A 16417-nucleotide genomic window follows, 5' to 3' on the forward strand; every position below is an offset into this window, starting at 1 on the left:
GTCTCTCCTCTGGGGCTGGGGCGCCGCCTGACCGGGCGGGCCTGCAATCGTGAAATCCTTGCCCCGGCCTATTCGGCGGCGGGTCGGAAAGCGGCGAGCATCTCGGCGCCGTTCTCGAGCTGGCTTCTGAGCTCGTCGATGGCCTCGTTCAGCTCGTCGCGCTGGCGCTCCATCTGCGCGAGCCGTTCGCGCGCGGCGACGATGGTGCGCTTGAGCTGCTCTTCATTCGCGCCGCCCCGGTCGTACAGGTTCAGAAGCTGACGCATCTCTTCCAGCGCGAAGCCGAAGCGCTTGCCGCGCAGGATCAGCTTCAGCCGGCCCCGGTCGCGCCGGGTATAGAGCCGCTTCTGGCCGTCGCGGATGGGGCTGATCAGTTCCTTCGCTTCGTAGAACCGCAGGGTGCGCGGGGTGACGTCGAACGCCTCGCACATCTCGCGGATCGTCATCAGATCGTTGTCCATGGCATACCTCATCTCGCCGGAACCCTGCCCGGCGGGACTCACATAGCGCTTTCGGGGAGAGTGTGTAGAAAGCTTGACGTTAACGTAAGTCACGACGCTGCGTCACAGGATGACGTTGACGTCAGGTAGCGGCGGAGGACGGGCAAGGGGGGCTGTCTGCCCCCCTCGGCGCTGCCGCGCCTCACCCCCCGAGGATATTTGTGGAACAAAGAGGCGCAGGACTTGCGGGGGCGGGCGGGCGCGACGCTGACGCAGCATTGTCGGAGCCCGGCGAAGGTGCCACATAAGAACGATGTTCCAGCGCGTCGACCTGCCCCTGTGGCTTCTGATCCTGATCCTGCTTTTCGCGGCGGTGGCGTTCCTGTCGCATTTCCTGTTTCCCTCGGTGCGCTGGTTCCTCAGGCGGCGGATGGAGCGGGCGGTCGAAGAGCTGAACAAGCGGCTCGAACGGCCGATCCGGCCCTTCAACCTGATGCGGCGCCACGATCAGGTGATCCGGCTGGCCTATGATCCGCAGGTCATGCAGGCGGTGGCCGATTACGCGCGCGATCAGGGGATCCCGCTGTCGGTGGCGCATGAAAAGGCGCGGCTCTATGCGCGCGAGATCGTGCCGGGCTTTTCCACCGCCACCTATTTCGGCTTTGCGATCCGCGTCGCACGGGGGCTGAGCCGGCTGTTCTACAAGGTGCATCTCAACCGTGGCACGGTGCGGACGCTGCGCGACATCCATCCCGATTCGGCTGTGGTTTTCGTGATGAATCACCGCTCGAACATGGATTACGTGCTGGTCACCTGGCTGGCCGCACGGCGCTCGACCCTGTCCTACGCGGTGGGCGAGTGGGCGCGGGTCTGGCCGCTCAAGGCGCTGATCCGGGCGATGGGGGCCTATTTCATCCGGCGGCGCTATTCGACCGATCTGTATCGCGCGGTGCTGGCGCGCTACGTGCAGATGTCGGTGCAGGAGGGGGTCACGCAGGCGATGTTCCCCGAAGGCGGGCTGAGCCTGACGGGCGCGGTGGGCGGCGCGCGCAAGGGGCTTCTGACCTATATCGTGCGCGATTTCGACCCCAGCAAGGAAAAGGACGTGGTCTTCGTGCCGGTGGCGCTGAACTATGACCGGGTGCTCGAGGACGAGGTTCTGGTCAAGGCGGGCGAGACCGGCGACCGGCGCTTCCGGCTGCGGATCTTCGAGGCGCTGGGATGGCTGATCTGGATCCTGTGGCAGAAGCTCTTGCGCCGCACCTCGACCTATGGGCACGCGGCGGTGTCCTTCGGCGAACCGCTGTCGCTGCGGGCCTATCTGGACGAACGGCCCGAAAACGGCACCGATACGCTGGCCGACGAGCTGATGGCGCGGATCCGGGGCGCGGTGCCGCTCTTGCCGGTGCCTCTGGCGGCGGCGTCGCTGGTGCGGCTGGGCGTCACGGGCGGCGCCGGGGTGTCGCGCGCGGATCTGGCGGCGCAGATGCGGGAACTGGTCGAAGAAGCCGCGGCGCTGGGCGCACAGATGCATCTGGTCAATGGCGCGATCGAACCCAGCGTCGATTTCGCCACCGAAGCGATGGCGCGCCACGGGCTGATCCGGCGGGATGGCGACGGGCTGCGTCTGCGGCCGGGCGAGGAGGCGACGCTGGGGTATTACGCGGCTTCGGTGTTGCAACGACTGGAGGAAAAGGCGCTGCCGGGCGTGCCCGAGGGCGTCTCAGAGCCCGGGGCGCCGCGCCGCGAATGGGTGATCCCGGAAGTCACCGGGACATAAAATTACAATAGAGGCGTTTCAGGGGTTGCATTGTTGCGCGACCGATTCTATCCATGCTGCAACTGCCGCATGGATTCTGCATCGCGGCGGGCCCAAGTCAGGAGAGAGTCATGGCCCTCGATGTGAACGCCGGAATCGCCCAATACGACGCGCCCGAGAAGGATCTCTACGAGATCGGCGAAATGCCGCCTCTGGGATACGTGCCGAAGAAAATGTACGCGTGGAACATCCGCCGCGAGCGTCACGGCGAGCCCGACCAGTCGTTCAAGGTCGAGGTGGTCGATACCTGGGAGATCGACAGCCACGAGGTGCTGGTTCTGGTGATGGCGGCGGGCGTCAACTACAACGGCGTCTGGGCCGGGCTGGGCAAACCGATCAGTCCCTTCGACGTGCACAAGCAGGATTACCACATCGCCGGCTCGGATGCCTCGGGCATCGTGTGGAAAGTGGGCTCGGCCGTCAAAAGCTGGAAAGTGGGCGACGAGGTCGTGATCCACTGCAACCAGGATGACGGCGACGACGAGGAATGCAACGGCGGCGATCCGATGTTCTCGCCCAGCCAGCGGATCTGGGGCTACGAGACCGGCGACGGATCCTTCGCGCAGTTCACCCGCGTGCAGGCCCAGCAGCTGATGCCGCGCCCCAGGCACCTGACCTGGGAAGAAAGCGCCTGCTACACGCTGACGCTGGCCACGGCCTACCGCATGCTGTTCGGCCATCACCCGCACGAGTTGAAGCCCGGGCAGAACGTGCTGGTCTGGGGCGCCTCGGGCGGTCTGGGATCCTACGCGATCCAGCTGGCGAACACGGCGGGCGCCAATGCGATCGGCGTGATCTCGGATGAATCGAAGCGCCAGTTCGTGATGGATCAGGGCGCCAAGGGCGTGATCAACCGCAAGGATTTCAACTGCTGGGGTCAGCTGCCCATCGTCAACAGCCCCGAATACAACGAATGGCTGAAAGAGGCGCGCAAGTTCGGCAAGGCGATCTGGGACATCACCGGCAAGGGCGTCTCGGTGGACATGGTGTTCGAGCATCCGGGCGAGGCGACCTTCCCGGTTTCGACGCTGGTGGTGAAGAAGGGGGGCATCGTGGTGATCTGCGCGGGGACCTCGGGGTTCAACTGCACGTTCGACGTGCGCTACATGTGGATGCACCAGAAGCGCCTGCAGGGGTCGCATTTCGCCAACCTGAAGCAGGCGGCCTCGGCCAACCGGCTGATGTGCGAGCGCCGGCTCGATCCCTGCATGTCCGAGGTCTTCCCGTGGGACGAGATCCCGGCGGCCCACATGAAGATGCTGCGAAACGAGCACAAGCCCGGCAACATGGCGGTGCTGGTGCAGGCCCCGCGTACCGGGCTTCGGACGTTCGAGGATACGCTGGAAGCCGGCAAGCGCTGAGCCTGCAACCACGGGGATAAAGAAGGGGCCGTCCATCGGGACGGCCCCTTTGCGTTCGGTCGGGCCGGCTTATTCGGACGGGGAGTCGGCCCGGTATCGGTTCGCAGCGATGATCTTCTGCATCAGCGTGGTGAATTGTTGTTGCTCGTCCTCGGTCAGACAGGCAAGGGAGGCCGCGTTCTCATCCATCGCCGCCGCTGTCGCGGGGCCGCGCAAGGCGCGGGCGCGATCAGTCAGCCAGACCCGCTGCACCCGACCGTCGCTTGCGTCTTTCTTGCGGATGATGAGGCCGTCGCGCTCCATCCGTGCGAGGGTGTTGGCCATGGTAGCCTGCTCGATATCCAGCTTTGCCACCAGTTGCTTCTGGGTCATGCCATCGGTTTCCCACAATTCCAGCAACGCCGGAAACGTGCCGGTGGTCAGGCCCAACGGCCTGATGCGCGCCGTCAGGCCGCGCGCGAAGATGCGGGCGACGTGGTTGGCGAGATAGCCCTGCGATTGATCCTTGGTGAACTCCATGCGTCTCATTAGCACTTGCATAGCAAGCTATACAACAATACATAGCTAGCTATACAAATGGTGGCGCATAAGGAGAAACCCGATGACCAAGATCCTTCATCCCATAGCGGGCGCGATTGCCCTGCTCACGATCCTGACCTTCTGGCTCGCAACCGTATTGTCGGAACTCTTCGCGGGCACGGCGACCATCGTGACCGTCAAGTCACTGATCCCGTGGGGCTTTCTTGTGCTAGTGCCCGCGCTGATGGCGGTCGGCGGGTCCGGTTTCCGGCTCGGTCGAAAGATGCGCGGCCCGCTGATTACGGCCAAGACGAAACGGATGCCGTTCATTGCCGCCAACGGTATCCTGATCCTGATCCCCTCGGCGCTCTACCTGTCGTTCAAGGCACAGGCAGGGGCCTTTGATACCGCGTTCTACGTCGTTCAGGTCGTCGAACTCTGCGCGGGCGCGGTTAACCTGACGCTGCTGGGCTTGAACATGCGCGACGGGTTGCGGCTGACGGCCAAACGGCGCCGCAAGCCGGTGTGATCGACGATCGGCTGCGCGCGATCAACGGTCCATTATAGGTCATGCCGTCTGCGCCATGGTGACCGGGAGGTCCCTGTCTCGTGCGCTCAGGCAATCAATGCCGCCCGATAAAGAAACCGAAAGGACAAGAGCGCAACCGCTCAGCACTGCCGGGGCTGTTCCGCACCGAGACCTTTTTTCGCTGCCCGCTGCTCTGCGGGCAGGAGGCGCGAAAGATTTGTTAACTCTGCGGCGGCAGGGTCGGGGGACAAGGAAAAGGAGTCCCGCGGTGCCGCATGCCTGGCTGATCAAGACGCTCGAAGACCTGTGCCGTTATGCCCGGATGAACCAGTTGACCGAGCTGAGCTTTCACCTTGAACAGGCCGTGCTACTGGCCCGGATTGAGGTCGAGAATACCGCTCCGGCACAGGAAGACGCGCCGCATTCCTGATGTCGCCGGGCCCGAACGCCTTGGCTCCCGATCGCCTTGGCCGCCGCGCCACCTTGATGCTGCCGGGCGCGCCGTGCGTCTTTTCCGGGCCCGGGAGATGGCGTTGCGAATGAACCGCCGACGGGGGCGGAGCGACATAGGAAAGCCCCGTTTGGGGGCGTCATTTTCAATCAAGGACGACTTTTCATGACCCGCTTTCTGCCCCTCGCCATCACCGCCCTCGGGATTGCCGCTTCGGCCACCGCCCCGGCCCGTGCCGCGCCGATCCATACGCTCGAGGAATGCTATACCGCCGTGATCAACTGGTGCGTCGAAACCTATCCCGACCATGCCGACCAATGCGGCAACGCGTCGGGGCTCAGCGATTGCGATGACGAGTTCGGCAATACCGCCGCCTCGCCCACCCTGACCCTGCGCGCGCCCGCGCGGCGCACGGGACCCGCGATTTCGCCGCAGGCTTTCCAGCGCCTGATGGCCGGTGTTCCCGCCCGGACCGCTACGACCCGCGTTCTGCGCTGATCCCGCCCGCGTGACCCGGCGCCCCGTCTACCCTTTCGGGTGGGCGGGGTTTTCAGCGTTCCGGGACCTCTTGTGCGCGCCCGTTCTTTACTTTGCGCGGCATACCGATTCAAAAAGCCGCATGGATTATGCCTCGACCCTCACGCTCGTTGCCGGGTTTTTCACCGGCCTGTCGCTGATCGCCGCAATCGGTGCGCAGAATGCCTTCGTTCTGCGGCAGGGTCTGCGGCGCGAGCATGTCGGCATCGTCGTGGCGATCTGCGCGGGGTCAGACGCGCTTCTGATCGCAGCGGGCGTCATGGGATTCAGCACCATGGCCGAGCGTCTGCCCTGGCTGGAGCCGGTCATGCTGTGGGGCGGGGTGGCGTTCCTCACCGTCTATGGCGCGCTCAGGTTCCGCGCGGCGCTCAAGGGCGGCGAGGCGCTTGCCGCCGCCGCGTTCGAGCCGGTGCCCCTGCGGCGCGTGGTGCTGACCTGTCTGGCGCTGACCTGGCTGAACCCGCACGTTTATCTGGACACGCTGGCGCTTCTGGGCGCGATTTCCGCGCAATACGCGCCGCTTGAGGCTCTGTTCGGTCTGGGCGCGGTTCTGGGATCGGTGCTGTTCTTTTCCGCGCTGGGCTATTGCGCGCGGCTGCTGGCGCCGGTGCTGGCCCGGCCCGGCGCCTGGGTTGTCGTCGAAGCGCTGATCGGGTGTATCATGTGGCTGATCGCGGCATCGCTGATCTTGCAGGCGATCGGCTGAGGGAACCATTGCACGAGGGGACGATGCCACACAGCTTTACCAGCCGCATCCGCTGGACCGGCAATACCGGCGACGGCACCGCGCATTACCGCGCCTATACCCGCGACTGGGCGGTGGCCGTCCCCGGCAAGCCCGAGATCCCTTGCTCCAACGATCCGGCCCTTGGCGGCAATCCCGGGCTGATGAACCCAGAGGACATGCTGCTGTCGGCACTGGCCGGCTGCCACATGCTGTGGTTTCTGCACCTGGCCTCGGAGGCGGGGATCGTCGTCACCGCTTACGAAGACGACCCCGAAGGCGTTGCCGAGGGGCGACCGGGTGGTGCGCAGCGGTTCGCCCGCGTGGTGCTGCGGCCGAAGATCACCGTGAAACCGGGTGCCGATCTGGCACGGGCCGAGGCGATCCACCACCAGATCCACGAGGTCTGTTTCATCGCCCGCTCTGTCAATTTCCCGGTCGGCATCGAGCCGGTTTTCACGGTCGAGGGCTAAGGCCGCCCAGCGTCCGCCGCTTCCTGAACGGCGTGTTCCGGCAAGCGCTCCAGCCGCTCGGCCACCATCGCCTGCAGGCGCCACAGATGGCGGTCATGGATGCCTGCCTCGGCCAGATGTTCGCAGGTATTGAGCAGGTATTCCGCCATTGTCCCCCGCGTGCCGACCGAACTGGCCAGGATATCCGCCAGCTCGTCGATGCCGCATTCCGGGCTGTAACCCCAATAGGACGGATGCGCGGTGAAAGCGATGGCGCGCACCACGCCGCTTGGCGTCTTGCCGCGCACCCAGACGGGCGGGCAGGGCGGTTCCAGTCGCAGCAGCGCCTCCAGATCCGCCGCCTCGTTGCAGGGCGTCATGCGCTGGACGATCCCGTGGCAAGAGCCGCCGCGATCCATCGACATCATCCGCCCGGGCCGCGAGGGCGAGCCCCGGTTGCGCCGCGACGGGCCCAGACAGAACGAACGGTGCCAGCCATGCACAAGCGCATGTCGCCGCTCGATCACCGGCATCCGCGGGTTCCAGATCAGGCTGCCCGAGGCAAAGACCCACAGCCCGCCCGGATCGGCCTCGGCCAGCAATGTCGCGGTCATCTCGGTGTAATAGCTGTCGGGGACCGGGTCGCCCATGACCGGCCCTTCCTCGTCCACGCGGGCAGGAAGGCGGTCGACCAGCGCGCGGGTCAGGCGCAGGGGCGGGATCTTTGCGTCCCGGCCAGCGGGGCGCAGGATCGGGACGGGGGGCGTTTCGGGCATGGGCGGTGTCCTTTCGCGGACAGGCTAGGCGAGGGCGCGCCTTGGCGGAAGCCTTCATGCGTCACGCTTCGGGCGCGTGCAGCGACTTGCGGGCCAGCGACAGGAAAATCCCGCGCTCGTCTTCCGACAATTCTGACAGAATCGCGTCCTGAACGCCGCGCACCACCGGCAGCATCGCCGCGAAGACGCGCTCGCCCTCGTCGGTCAGCCGGACCTCGCGCGCGCGGCGGTCGCGGCGGCTGATCTCCCGCGCGACCAGCCCCTTGGCGACCAGCCGGTCGATCACGCCGCCGATCGTCGCGCGGTCATAGGCGATCAGTCCCGCCACCCCGGCCTGGTCGATGCCGGGATGGGCGCGGATCGCGTCCATCGCCGCGAACTGGACCGAGGTGAGGTCGAACCCGGCCTCCTTCGCGTGCTGCGTGAAAACCTGCGTCGACAGCTGATGCAGCCGCCGGATCAGGTGGCCGGCCATGCCATAGGCTTCCATCATACCGGATCTCTGCCTTTTCCCCTTTTCGGAACAATAGCTTCCAAGAAATAAAATGTATACTTACTTTTTTGTTGACGCAAAATGATAAGTACAGATACTAATTGCTGACGGCGCCGCGCAGGCGCGGTTTCCGGCGCGACATGGGAGAGAGCGATGCAATACCACCTGAACGGATTCCACCCCGGCGACCCCGATGTCTTTCCGCCTGCCGCGCGCGTGCACGACCGCTCGACCGGGTTGCCGGCAAAGGTCGACGTGCTGATCGCCGGTTGCGGGCCGGCGGGGCTGTGCCTTGCCGCGCAGCTGGCGATGGAGCCGGGGATCCACACCATGATCGTCGAGCCCAAGATGGGGCCGATGGAAAAGGGGCAGGCCGACGGGATCTCGGTCCGGTCAATGGAGATGTTCCAGGCCTTCGGTTTCGCCGACAAGATCAAGCGCGAATCGGTCTGGATCAACGAGACCACCTTCTGGACGCCGGGCGAGGGCGGGATCACCCGCGCCGCGCGTGTCGACGACGTGCCCGAGGGGATTTCCGAGATGCCGCACGTCCTGATCAATCAGGCGCGCATCCATGACATGTATCTCGACATCATGAAGCGCTCGCCCACCCGGCTGGAACCCGATTACGGCCTGCGCGTGCGGGACCTGTCGATCGACACTACCACCGACGACCACCCCGTCACCGTCACGCTGGAACACACCGCGCCGGGGCGCGAAGGGCAGACCGAGACGGTGCGCGCGAATTACGTCGTGGGCTGCGATGGCGCGCGCTCGAACGTGCGCCGCGCCATCGGTGGGACGCTGCATGGCGATGCGGCGCACCATGCCTGGGGGGTGATCGACCTTCTGGCGGTCACCGATTTCCCCGACTGGCGGATGAAGAGCTTCGTTCGCTCGGCCGAGGCGGGCACGCTGATGGTGCTGCCGCGCGAGGGCGGGCATCTGGTCCGGCTCTATGTCGAACTCGACCGTCTGGGCGAGGACGAGCGTGCCTCGGATCGCGGCATGGATGACGCCGATATCATCGCCAAGGCGCAGGCGATCCTGAAGCCCTACAGTCTCGACACGAAAGAGGTCGTCTGGTGGTCGATCTACGAGATCGGGCACCGGCTGACCGACAAGTTCGACGACGTGCCCGAAGACCAGATCGCCACCCGCAACCCCCGCGTGATGCTGGCGGGCGACGCCTGCCACACCCACAGCCCTAAGGCAGGGCAGGGGATGAACGTGTCGATGGGCGACACGTTCAACATGGGCTGGAAACTGCGCTCGGTTCTGACCGGGCGGGCCGATCCCTCGCTTTTGCATACCTATACCGCCGAGCGGCGCGCGGCGGCCAAGGGGCTGGTCGATTTCGACCACGAATGGTCCCGCGTCGTCGGGGCCAAGACCCATGCCGATGTCGATGGCGAATTACCGGTGGTCGCGCAGACCTTCGTGCGCAACCTGCCCTTCACCTGCGGGCTGACCATCGAATACGAGCCCTCGGCGCTGACCGGCGACACCGCGCATCAGGCGCTTGCGCCGGGCTTCGAGCTGGGCAAGCGGTTTCATTCCGCGCCGGTGATCCGCGTCGCCGATGCCAAGCCGATGGAACTGGGTCACGCGATCGAGGCAGGCACCGCGTGGCATCTCTTCGCGTTCGCGCCCGACGGCGACAGGGGGCAGCCCGGTGGCGCGGTGGCCGATCTGTGCGACTGGCTGCAGAACGACCCCACCTCGCCCTTGCGCGTCCATACCCGGCCCGACGACGATCCCGACGCGGTGCTGGATGTCCGCGCGGTGTTCCAGCCCGGTTTCCGCGATCTGGATTACGGGGCGATGCCGGCGCTGCTGCGGCCGCACAAGGGGACATACGGGCTGTGCGACTACGAGAAGGTGTTCAGCGTCGATTACAAGAGCGCGAACATCTTCGACGTGCGCGGCATCGACAAGGCGCAGGGCTGCCTCGTCGTGGTGCGTCCCGACCAGTATGTCGCGCAGGTCCTGCCGCTTTCGGCGCGCGAGGCGCTCGCGGCGTTCTTCGCGGGCTTCCTGAAACCCGCGGCCTGACGTCGCGCGAACGGTGCGCGCGGGATTGACCCCGCGGGCGTGTTCGGGCCTTGTGGCGGCGCGAAACAGAAGGCGCGCGCATGTCCCCGAATGACCCCTACCGCCACCATCCCGGTCTGCGCGGCAAGATCCGGCCCGCGGCGGAGTCGTTCTTCCGCGATCTCGACCTGGAAGAATTCGACCGCCGCATCGCCGAGAACGGGATGCCCGAGGACTGGCGCACCCCCGATGCCGAGCGCGAGGCGAAGCGGCACAACGTGCTCGAAGGGCGCTGGGACCGGGACCTGTGGGTGTTTGCGTTCGGATCGCTGATGTGGGACCCGGCGATGGAATTCGCCGAAGTCCTGCGCGGGCGAACCGAAGATTACGAACGCCGCTTCTGCCTGATCGATACGGGCGGGCGCGGCTCGGTCGAGCATCCGGCGCTGCAACTGGCCATCGACGACGTCGCGGGTGCGGCACGGGGCTGCGACGGGCTCGCCTTCCGTATCGAGGCGGACAGGATCGACCACGAGACCTTCGTGCTGTTTCGCCGCGAGATGATCAGCCACGCCTATCGTCCGGTCTGGCTGCAGCTCGATACGGTGATCGGCCGGATCGAGGCGCTGGCCTTTGCCGCCGATCACAGCAGCGACCGGATCGACACCACGATCCCGGTGGACGAACAGGCGCGCATGATTGCCAAGGCCGAGGGCATGCTGGGCACGAACGCCGAATACCTGACCGAGACCCGCAACCGGTTGGCGATGCTGGATCTCGACGACCCCTATGTGACTGACTTGTGCGCCCGGGTCGCTTCGCTGCGCGGCGCGGACAGTTCGGCCTGATCCCCTCTTGGTGGCGCTTTCCCCTAGACGCGCGCGCCTGATCCGCCATGATGCCGCCGATTGCGGGAGGACAGGGAGGGTCCGGTGAGCGAGACTGGCGCTCCCCACGATCCGCAGCTGACCGCGCTTCTGGCGCCGGTTCGCGTGCTGGTCGTGGATGACGAACCGGGGATGCGGAATTTCCTCGTCAAGACGCTGGCGCCCCATTGCGCCGCCGTCGACGAAGCCGCCAATGCCGACGAAGCCGAGGCCAGGCTGGCCGCGCAGCATTTCGACATCATGCTGCTCGACAACATGATGCCGGGGCGCAAGGGGCTCGACTGGCTGGCGGACCAGACCGTCACCGGCGGCGTCACCGATGTCATCATGGTCACCGCCTATGCCGACCTGGAAACCGCGATTCAGGCGATGCGGGCGGGGGCATCGGATTTCATTCTGAAGCCGTTTCGCACCAACCAGCTGCTCAACGCCGTGCGCCGCTGCCAGCAGACGGCGATGCTGCGGCGCGAGAACCGGCTGTTGCGGCGGGAACTGGACCAGTCCGACCTGGGCCGCCGCCAGCGCAGCACGCTTCTGGGGGCCTCGCCCGAGGTCACGGAGATCCGCGCCACGCTGGAAAGGGTAAGGGATGTGTCGACGCCTTTGCTGATCACCGGCGCCTCGGGGAGCGGCAAAGAGGTCGCCGCGCGCCATCTGCACGCGATCTCGAAACGGGCCGCACAGCCTTTCGTGCCGGTCAATTGCGCGACCATCCCCGCCGACATGATCGAGGTCGAGCTGTTCGGCCACGCCGCCGGCGCCTTCCCGGGCGCCAGTACCGCGCGCGAGGGGCTTCTGACCTCGGCGCAGGGCGGAACGATCTTCATCGACGAGGTGGCCGAACTCTCGCCGCCCGCGCAATCGGCGCTTCTGCGCGTGCTCGAAGACGGGTTGGTCCGCCCGGTCGGAACCGCGCGCAGTCAGCAGCTGGACGTACGCTTCGTTCTCGCCACGTCGAAATCGCTGGATGCCGAGGTCGCGCAAGGCCGGTTTCGCGCCGATCTGTTCTTCCGCATCGACGTGCTGAACATCCACATGCCGCCGCTCGCCCATCGCGGCACCGACGTGATCGAACTGGCCGAGATGTTCCTGCGCGACCTGTCGCAGCGTCTGGGCCTTTCGCGGCTTGCCATCGACCCGGCCACCCGCGCGGCGATGCTGCGCCACGACTGGCCCGGCAATATCCGCGAGCTGCGCAATTTCATCGAGCGGTCGCTCATCTTCGGGCATTTCCCGCTGGAAACGCTGGGCAGCCAGCCCGGACGCGCCGCGCCGATAGAGCCGCTCGATCAGGTCGAACGCCGCGAGATCCTGCGCGCGCTGGACGCCGTCGGCGGCAACCGGACCGAGGCCGCGCGCCGGCTGGGCGTGTCGCGCAAGACCATCGACCGCAAATGCGCGGCCTGGGGGCTCTGAGGCATGGCAAGACGCTGGCCCGTTCTGCGTTCGGTCCGCGTGCGGCTGATGGTGATCGCGCTGTTGCCGATGCTGGTTCTGATGCCCTTGATGCTGGGCTCGACCATGCTGCGCTGGTCGGGGAAGATCGACGATATCCTGATCAGCAAGGTCAATGGCGACCTGACCATCGCCGAGCAATATCTGGCCCGGCTGATGGAGCTGTCGGGCGAGCGGCTGGATGCCGTGGCGGGATCGGTCACGTTGCGCGATGCGCTGGACGGGGCGGGCCGGCTGGACGCGCTGCTGACCGAGCGGCGCGAGGCGTTGCAGCTCGATTTTCTCTACCTGACCACGGGCGATACGGGACCGCGCGGCTTCGTGCCCGACGACTGGCCGGTGGTGCGCGCGGCGCTTGACGGGCGGGCCGAAAGCGCCATCGACATCCTGTCGGGCGTAGCGCTTGACCGGCTGGCGCCCGGCCTTGCCGCCATCGCCGCAATCCCGCTGGTGCAGACCGTGGCCGCCGTGCCCACCGACCGCGCGGTCGAGACCCGCGGCATGATCATCCATTCCGCCGCTCCCGTCACCTTGCCCGACGGGCGGCGGGCCGCTTTGGTCGGCGGGCGGCTGCTGAACCGCAATCTCGATTTCATCGACACGATCAACGCGCTGGTCTACCGCGAGCAGAGCCTGCCCCAGGGCAGCCGCGGCACCGCGACGCTGTTCCTGGACGATGTGCGCATCTCGACCAATGTGCGGCTGTTCGAAGACGTTCGCGCGCTGGGCACCCGTGTCTCTGCCGCCGTGCGCGGGCGCGTGCTGGATGACGGCGCGGTCCGGCTGGACAGCGCGTTCGTGGTGAACGACTGGTATATATCGGCCTACCAGCCCATCGTCGACAGTTTCGGCGCGCGGGTCGGGATGCTGTATGTGGGCTTTCTGGAACGCCCCTTCAGACAGGCCAAGACCCTGTCGGTCCTGTCGGTGGTGGCCGTCTTCCTGCTGATCGCTGTCGTTTCGGTGCCTATCTTTTTGCGCTGGGCCGGGCGGATCTTCCGGCCGCTCGAAGGCATGACCCAGACCATCGCGCGGGTCGAGGCGGGCGATCTGCAGGCGCGCAACGGCGATACCGGCGACCGGGGCGAGATCGCGCAGGTCGCGGGGCATCTGGACCACCTGCTCGACGCGATCCAGGAACGCGACCGCCAGCTTCGCGACTGGGCCAACAGCCTTGAAGCCAAGGTCGAGGAACGCACCGCCGATCTGCGCGCGGCGAACCAGAAGCTGGAACAGACGACCGAGCGGCTGATCATGTCCGAAAAGCTGGCCGCCGTGGGCGAGATCACCGCCTCGGTCGCGCACGAGATCAACAACCCCATTGCCGTGATTCAGGGCAATCTGGACGTCGCCCGCAGCCTTCTGGCCGAGAAGGCCGACGCCGTGGAGACCGAGTTCCGCCTGATCGACGATCAGGTTTATCGCATCGGTGTCATCGTCTCGAAACTGCTGCAATTCGCGCGGCCCGACGAGTATTCCGGCGCCGCCAACGTGATTTCGCCGGGCGAGGTGGTGCGCGATTGTCTGGTGCTGACGCGCCATCAGATCGAGGCGAACGGGATCGAAACACAGGTCGACATCACCTCGGATCAGCGCGTGCTGATGGCCCGGACCGAGCTGCAGCAGGTGATGGTCAACCTGATCCTGAACGCGGTCCATGCGATGCCCGAGGGCGGCACGCTGCACTTCCGGGTGCGCGACGTCGGGGACCCGCCGCGTATCGCCATCGAGGTTCAGGACAGCGGCACCGGAATCCCGCCCGAGACGCTGCGGCGGATCTTCGATCCGTTCTTTACCACCAAGCAGGCACAGGGCACCGGGCTGGGCCTGTCGATCAGCCAGACGCTGGTGAGTCGCGCGGGCGGCGGGATCGAGGTGCGGTCCGAACCCGGCCAGGGCAGCCGCTTCACGATTTTTCTGCCCGTCACCGATCTTCGCTGAAAAGGACAAAATGTCCCGGTTTCGCGGGCTTCCGCGATGGCGCCTGGACAGGATGTCCCGGAACCCGCCCAGGGGGCGTTCACATAGGGTCAGATTGTCACATAAGTCGTTGTTTCACAATAAATAATTCGTTTGACACAAGGGTGACACCTTGTCGAGAACATCCCTGTGGCATGCCGTCGCATGCCGGTTCGACCCGTCGCGCATCCTGGGGAGAGGCCGCGCGGCACAGGGTCCGACGACAGAGGGAGGACACCACCATGAGCAACGCCCAAGGCGGCGGTGCGTTCGGTTTTCTGCACAAGCGGAACATCGTCGCGCAACCCGGTTTCAACCGCTGGCGCGTGCCGCCGGCATCCATCGCCATCCACCTTTGCATCGGCTCGGTCTATGCCTGGTCGGTGTTCAACCCGCCGCTGACCCGGCAGCTGGGCGTCGTCGCGCCCGCCGCCGGCGACTGGAGCCTCAGCTCGGTCGTGTGGATCTTCTCGGTCGCCATCGTCTTCCTGGGCCTTGCCGCCGCCTTCGCCGGCAAATGGCTGGAAGAGGTCGGCCCGCGCATGGTCGGCGTCGTCGCCGCATTCCTCTGGGGCGGCGGTTTCATCCTGGGCTCGGTCGGGATCTCGATGCACCAGCTCTGGCTCGTCTATCTGGGCTATGGCGTGCTGGGCGGCTGCGGGCTGGGGCTGGGATATGTCTCGCCCGTCTCGACGCTGATCCGCTGGTTTCCGGACCGTCGCGGCATGGCCACCGGCATGGCCATCATGGGCTTCGGCGGCGGCGCGATGATCGCTGCGCCGGTCAAGGGCTGGCTGCTGGACCTGTACGAGCGCGCTCCCGACTATCTGGGGGCGCAGGACGCGGTTCAGACTGTCGTGCAGAATGGCCGTGTCTTCGCCGAAACCGCCGCCGGTCAGGTCGAGGTGGTGATCGCCTCGGCCACGCAGGCGGCCGAACTGGGCGGTCAGGCGGGCGTCTATGTCGTGGGCACCGGCGATACCGGCGCGGCGGCCACCTTCCTGACGCTGGGCGTCGTCTATTTCGTGGTGATGATCATCGCCGCCTTCCAGTACCGCGTGCCCGCGGCGAACTGGAAGCCCGAAGGGTGGGAGCCCAAGCCCGCCGCAGCTTCGGGGCTGGTGTCGCGCAACAACGTGCATATCGATCAGGCGCTGAAGACGCCGCAATTCTGGCAGCTCTGGGTGATGCTGTGCTTCAACGTGACCGCCGGTATCGGCGTGATCGGCGTCGCCAAGACGATGATGAGCGAGATTTTCGGCTCGGTCATGCCGCTGGTGGTCACGGCCGCCTTCGCCTCGACCTATGTGCTGATGATCTCGGTCTTCAACATGGTGGGGCGGTTCTTCTGGGCCTCGACCTCGGATTACATCGGGCGCAAGGCCACCTATACCTGCTTCTTCGCGCTGGGGACGGTGCTGTACCTGTCGATCCCGTATTTCGCCAGCGCGGTCGCCACCAACCCGGCGCTGATCTACCTGATCGGCTTCTATGTCGCGACGATGATCATCTTCTCGATGTATGGCGGCGGTTTCGCGACGATCCCGGCCTATCTGGCCGATATGTTCGGCACCATGCATGTGGGCGGCATCCACGGGCGCCTGCTGACAGCGTGGTCGCTGGCCGGGGTGCTGGGGCCCTTGGCGATCACCTCGCTGCGGCAGATGTCGGTGACGAGCGCGATCGAGGATCTCGCCGCGCGCGTCGATCCGGCGGTCTTTGCCGAGACCTTCGGTGCGCCGATCACCCAGCTTCAGGCTCTGGTCGACGCGCATACCGTCACCATCGCGCGGCTGATGGAGATCGCGCCGGCGGGCACCGTCGATCCGACGCCAAGCCTGTACAATACGACGATGTATTGCATGGCGGCGCTTCTGGTCGTGGCGTTCTTCGCCAACCTCTTCATGCGTCCGGTGAAGGAACATCACCACCATGACGAGGCCGAGATCGCAGCCGTCCCGGGCGAGTGAGGTATCATCCC

At 66.2% G+C, this 16417-nt stretch carries 16 protein-coding genes; 12 read left to right on the forward strand and 4 right to left on the reverse strand.

The genetic code is table 11. The features are described 5' to 3' along the window. Window positions 1–68: 68 nt before the first annotated feature. Window positions 69–461 carry a MerR family transcriptional regulator gene (locus C4N9_RS16795; RefSeq protein WP_109534512.1) on the reverse strand — a complete coding sequence of 131 codons (393 nt, stop codon included), beginning with the start codon at window positions 459–461 and terminating at the stop codon, window positions 69–71. 292 nt (window positions 462–753) lie between these two features. Here C4N9_RS16795 and C4N9_RS16800 point away from each other — a divergent pair, with 292 nt between their 5' ends. Together C4N9_RS16800 and ccrA are read left to right on the forward strand one after the other, a co-directional pair. Continuing rightward, complete coding sequence (locus C4N9_RS16800) at window positions 754–2220, forward strand: 1-acyl-sn-glycerol-3-phosphate acyltransferase (protein ID WP_109534513.1); 1467 nt, start codon at window positions 754–756, stop codon at window positions 2218–2220. Window positions 2221–2330: 110 nt separating this feature from the next. Next, complete coding sequence (gene ccrA / locus C4N9_RS16805; RefSeq protein ID WP_109534514.1) at window positions 2331–3620, forward strand: crotonyl-CoA carboxylase/reductase; 1290 nt, start codon at window positions 2331–2333, stop codon at window positions 3618–3620. A 69-nt stretch (window positions 3621–3689) separates the two neighbouring features. Here the strand turns inward: ccrA and C4N9_RS16810 are convergent, their stop codons facing one another. After that, window positions 3690–4148, reverse strand: coding sequence for a MarR family winged helix-turn-helix transcriptional regulator (locus C4N9_RS16810; RefSeq protein ID WP_210404066.1), 459 nt, complete (start codon window positions 4146–4148; stop codon window positions 3690–3692). A 73-nt stretch (window positions 4149–4221) separates the two neighbouring features. On the opposite strand from C4N9_RS16810, the gene C4N9_RS16815 reads away from it, so the two are divergent. From C4N9_RS16815 to C4N9_RS16830, 5 genes are all read left to right on the forward strand, one after another. After that, window positions 4222–4668: a hypothetical protein gene (locus tag C4N9_RS16815; RefSeq protein ID WP_109534516.1), complete on the forward strand. Its 447-nt coding sequence runs from the start codon at window positions 4222–4224 to the stop codon at window positions 4666–4668. A gap of 268 nt (window positions 4669–4936) precedes the next feature. After that, complete coding sequence (locus C4N9_RS21960; protein WP_168192271.1) at window positions 4937–5098, forward strand: hypothetical protein; 162 nt, start codon at window positions 4937–4939, stop codon at window positions 5096–5098. Window positions 5099–5284: 186 nt separating this feature from the next. Further along, a complete protein-coding gene (locus C4N9_RS16820; RefSeq protein WP_109534517.1) occupies window positions 5285–5617 on the forward strand; it encodes a hypothetical protein in 333 nt (110 codons plus the stop codon). A gap of 121 nt (window positions 5618–5738) precedes the next feature. After that, a complete protein-coding gene (locus C4N9_RS16825; protein WP_109534518.1) occupies window positions 5739–6362 on the forward strand; it encodes a LysE/ArgO family amino acid transporter in 624 nt (207 codons plus the stop codon). A gap of 23 nt (window positions 6363–6385) precedes the next feature. Then, a complete protein-coding gene (locus C4N9_RS16830; RefSeq protein WP_109534519.1) occupies window positions 6386–6853 on the forward strand; it encodes an OsmC family protein in 468 nt (155 codons plus the stop codon). On the opposite strand, the gene C4N9_RS16835 is transcribed toward C4N9_RS16830, so the two are convergent. Then, on the reverse strand, window positions 6850–7608 hold the full coding sequence (locus tag C4N9_RS16835; RefSeq protein WP_109534520.1) for a gamma-glutamylcyclotransferase: 759 nt from the start codon (window positions 7606–7608) through the stop codon (window positions 6850–6852). The genes C4N9_RS16830 and C4N9_RS16835 overlap by 4 nt on opposite strands. Before the next feature lie 61 nt (window positions 7609–7669). Beyond that, the gene (locus C4N9_RS16840; RefSeq protein WP_342748825.1) at window positions 7670–8101 is read right to left on the reverse strand and encodes a MarR family winged helix-turn-helix transcriptional regulator; all 432 of its coding nucleotides are present in this window, start codon (window positions 8099–8101) and stop codon (window positions 7670–7672) included. 153 nt (window positions 8102–8254) lie between these two features. Here C4N9_RS16840 and C4N9_RS16845 point away from each other — a divergent pair, with 153 nt between their 5' ends. The 5 genes from C4N9_RS16845 to C4N9_RS16865 all read left to right on the forward strand — a co-directional run bounded on the left by C4N9_RS16845 (window position 8255) and on the right by C4N9_RS16865 (window position 16406). After that, window positions 8255–10156 carry an FAD-dependent monooxygenase gene (locus tag C4N9_RS16845; protein ID WP_109534521.1) on the forward strand — a complete coding sequence of 634 codons (1902 nt, stop codon included), beginning with the start codon at window positions 8255–8257 and terminating at the stop codon, window positions 10154–10156. Between the two features lie 80 nt (window positions 10157–10236). Beyond that, window positions 10237–10983: a gamma-glutamylcyclotransferase gene (locus C4N9_RS16850; protein ID WP_109534522.1), complete on the forward strand. Its 747-nt coding sequence runs from the start codon at window positions 10237–10239 to the stop codon at window positions 10981–10983. Window positions 10984–11067: 84 nt separating this feature from the next. Next, window positions 11068–12438, forward strand: coding sequence for a sigma-54-dependent transcriptional regulator (locus tag C4N9_RS16855; protein WP_245902596.1), 1371 nt, complete (start codon window positions 11068–11070; stop codon window positions 12436–12438). Between the two features lie 3 nt (window positions 12439–12441). Further along, entirely contained in the window at window positions 12442–14418 is a 1977-nt protein-coding gene (locus C4N9_RS16860) for a sensor histidine kinase (RefSeq protein WP_109534523.1), read from the forward strand. Between the two features lie 260 nt (window positions 14419–14678). Next, window positions 14679–16406, forward strand: coding sequence for an OFA family MFS transporter (locus C4N9_RS16865; RefSeq protein ID WP_109534524.1), 1728 nt, complete (start codon window positions 14679–14681; stop codon window positions 16404–16406). Window positions 16407–16417: the final 11 nt, after the last annotated feature.

The sequence above is a fragment of the Pararhodobacter marinus genome (assembly GCF_003122215.1).
Taxonomy (GTDB): domain Bacteria; phylum Pseudomonadota; class Alphaproteobacteria; order Rhodobacterales; family Rhodobacteraceae; genus Pararhodobacter; species Pararhodobacter marinus.

What these genes read in the sequence shown, in the direction of transcription:
- C4N9_RS16795 (WP_109534512.1), bottom strand. Translation starts at nt 461, where the DNA reads ATGGACAACGATCTGATGACGATCCGCGAGATGTGCGAGGCGTTCGAC.
- C4N9_RS16800 (WP_109534513.1), top strand. Translation starts at nt 754, where the DNA reads ATGTTCCAGCGCGTCGACCTGCCCCTGTGGCTTCTGATCCTGATCCTG.
- ccrA (WP_109534514.1), top strand. Translation starts at nt 2,331, where the DNA reads ATGGCCCTCGATGTGAACGCCGGAATCGCCCAATACGACGCGCCCGAG.
- C4N9_RS16810 (WP_210404066.1), bottom strand. Translation starts at nt 4,148, where the DNA reads ATGAGACGCATGGAGTTCACCAAGGATCAATCGCAGGGCTATCTCGCC.
- C4N9_RS16815 (WP_109534516.1), top strand. Translation starts at nt 4,222, where the DNA reads ATGACCAAGATCCTTCATCCCATAGCGGGCGCGATTGCCCTGCTCACG.
- C4N9_RS16820 (WP_109534517.1), top strand. Translation starts at nt 5,285, where the DNA reads ATGACCCGCTTTCTGCCCCTCGCCATCACCGCCCTCGGGATTGCCGCT.
- C4N9_RS16825 (WP_109534518.1), top strand. Translation starts at nt 5,739, where the DNA reads ATGGATTATGCCTCGACCCTCACGCTCGTTGCCGGGTTTTTCACCGGC.
- C4N9_RS16830 (WP_109534519.1), top strand. Translation starts at nt 6,386, where the DNA reads ATGCCACACAGCTTTACCAGCCGCATCCGCTGGACCGGCAATACCGGC.
- C4N9_RS16835 (WP_109534520.1), bottom strand. Translation starts at nt 7,608, where the DNA reads ATGCCCGAAACGCCCCCCGTCCCGATCCTGCGCCCCGCTGGCCGGGAC.
- C4N9_RS16840 (WP_342748825.1), bottom strand. Translation starts at nt 8,101, where the DNA reads ATGATGGAAGCCTATGGCATGGCCGGCCACCTGATCCGGCGGCTGCAT.
- C4N9_RS16845 (WP_109534521.1), top strand. Translation starts at nt 8,255, where the DNA reads ATGCAATACCACCTGAACGGATTCCACCCCGGCGACCCCGATGTCTTT.
- C4N9_RS16850 (WP_109534522.1), top strand. Translation starts at nt 10,237, where the DNA reads ATGTCCCCGAATGACCCCTACCGCCACCATCCCGGTCTGCGCGGCAAG.
- C4N9_RS16860 (WP_109534523.1), top strand. Translation starts at nt 12,442, where the DNA reads ATGGCAAGACGCTGGCCCGTTCTGCGTTCGGTCCGCGTGCGGCTGATG.
- C4N9_RS16865 (WP_109534524.1), top strand. Translation starts at nt 14,679, where the DNA reads ATGAGCAACGCCCAAGGCGGCGGTGCGTTCGGTTTTCTGCACAAGCGG.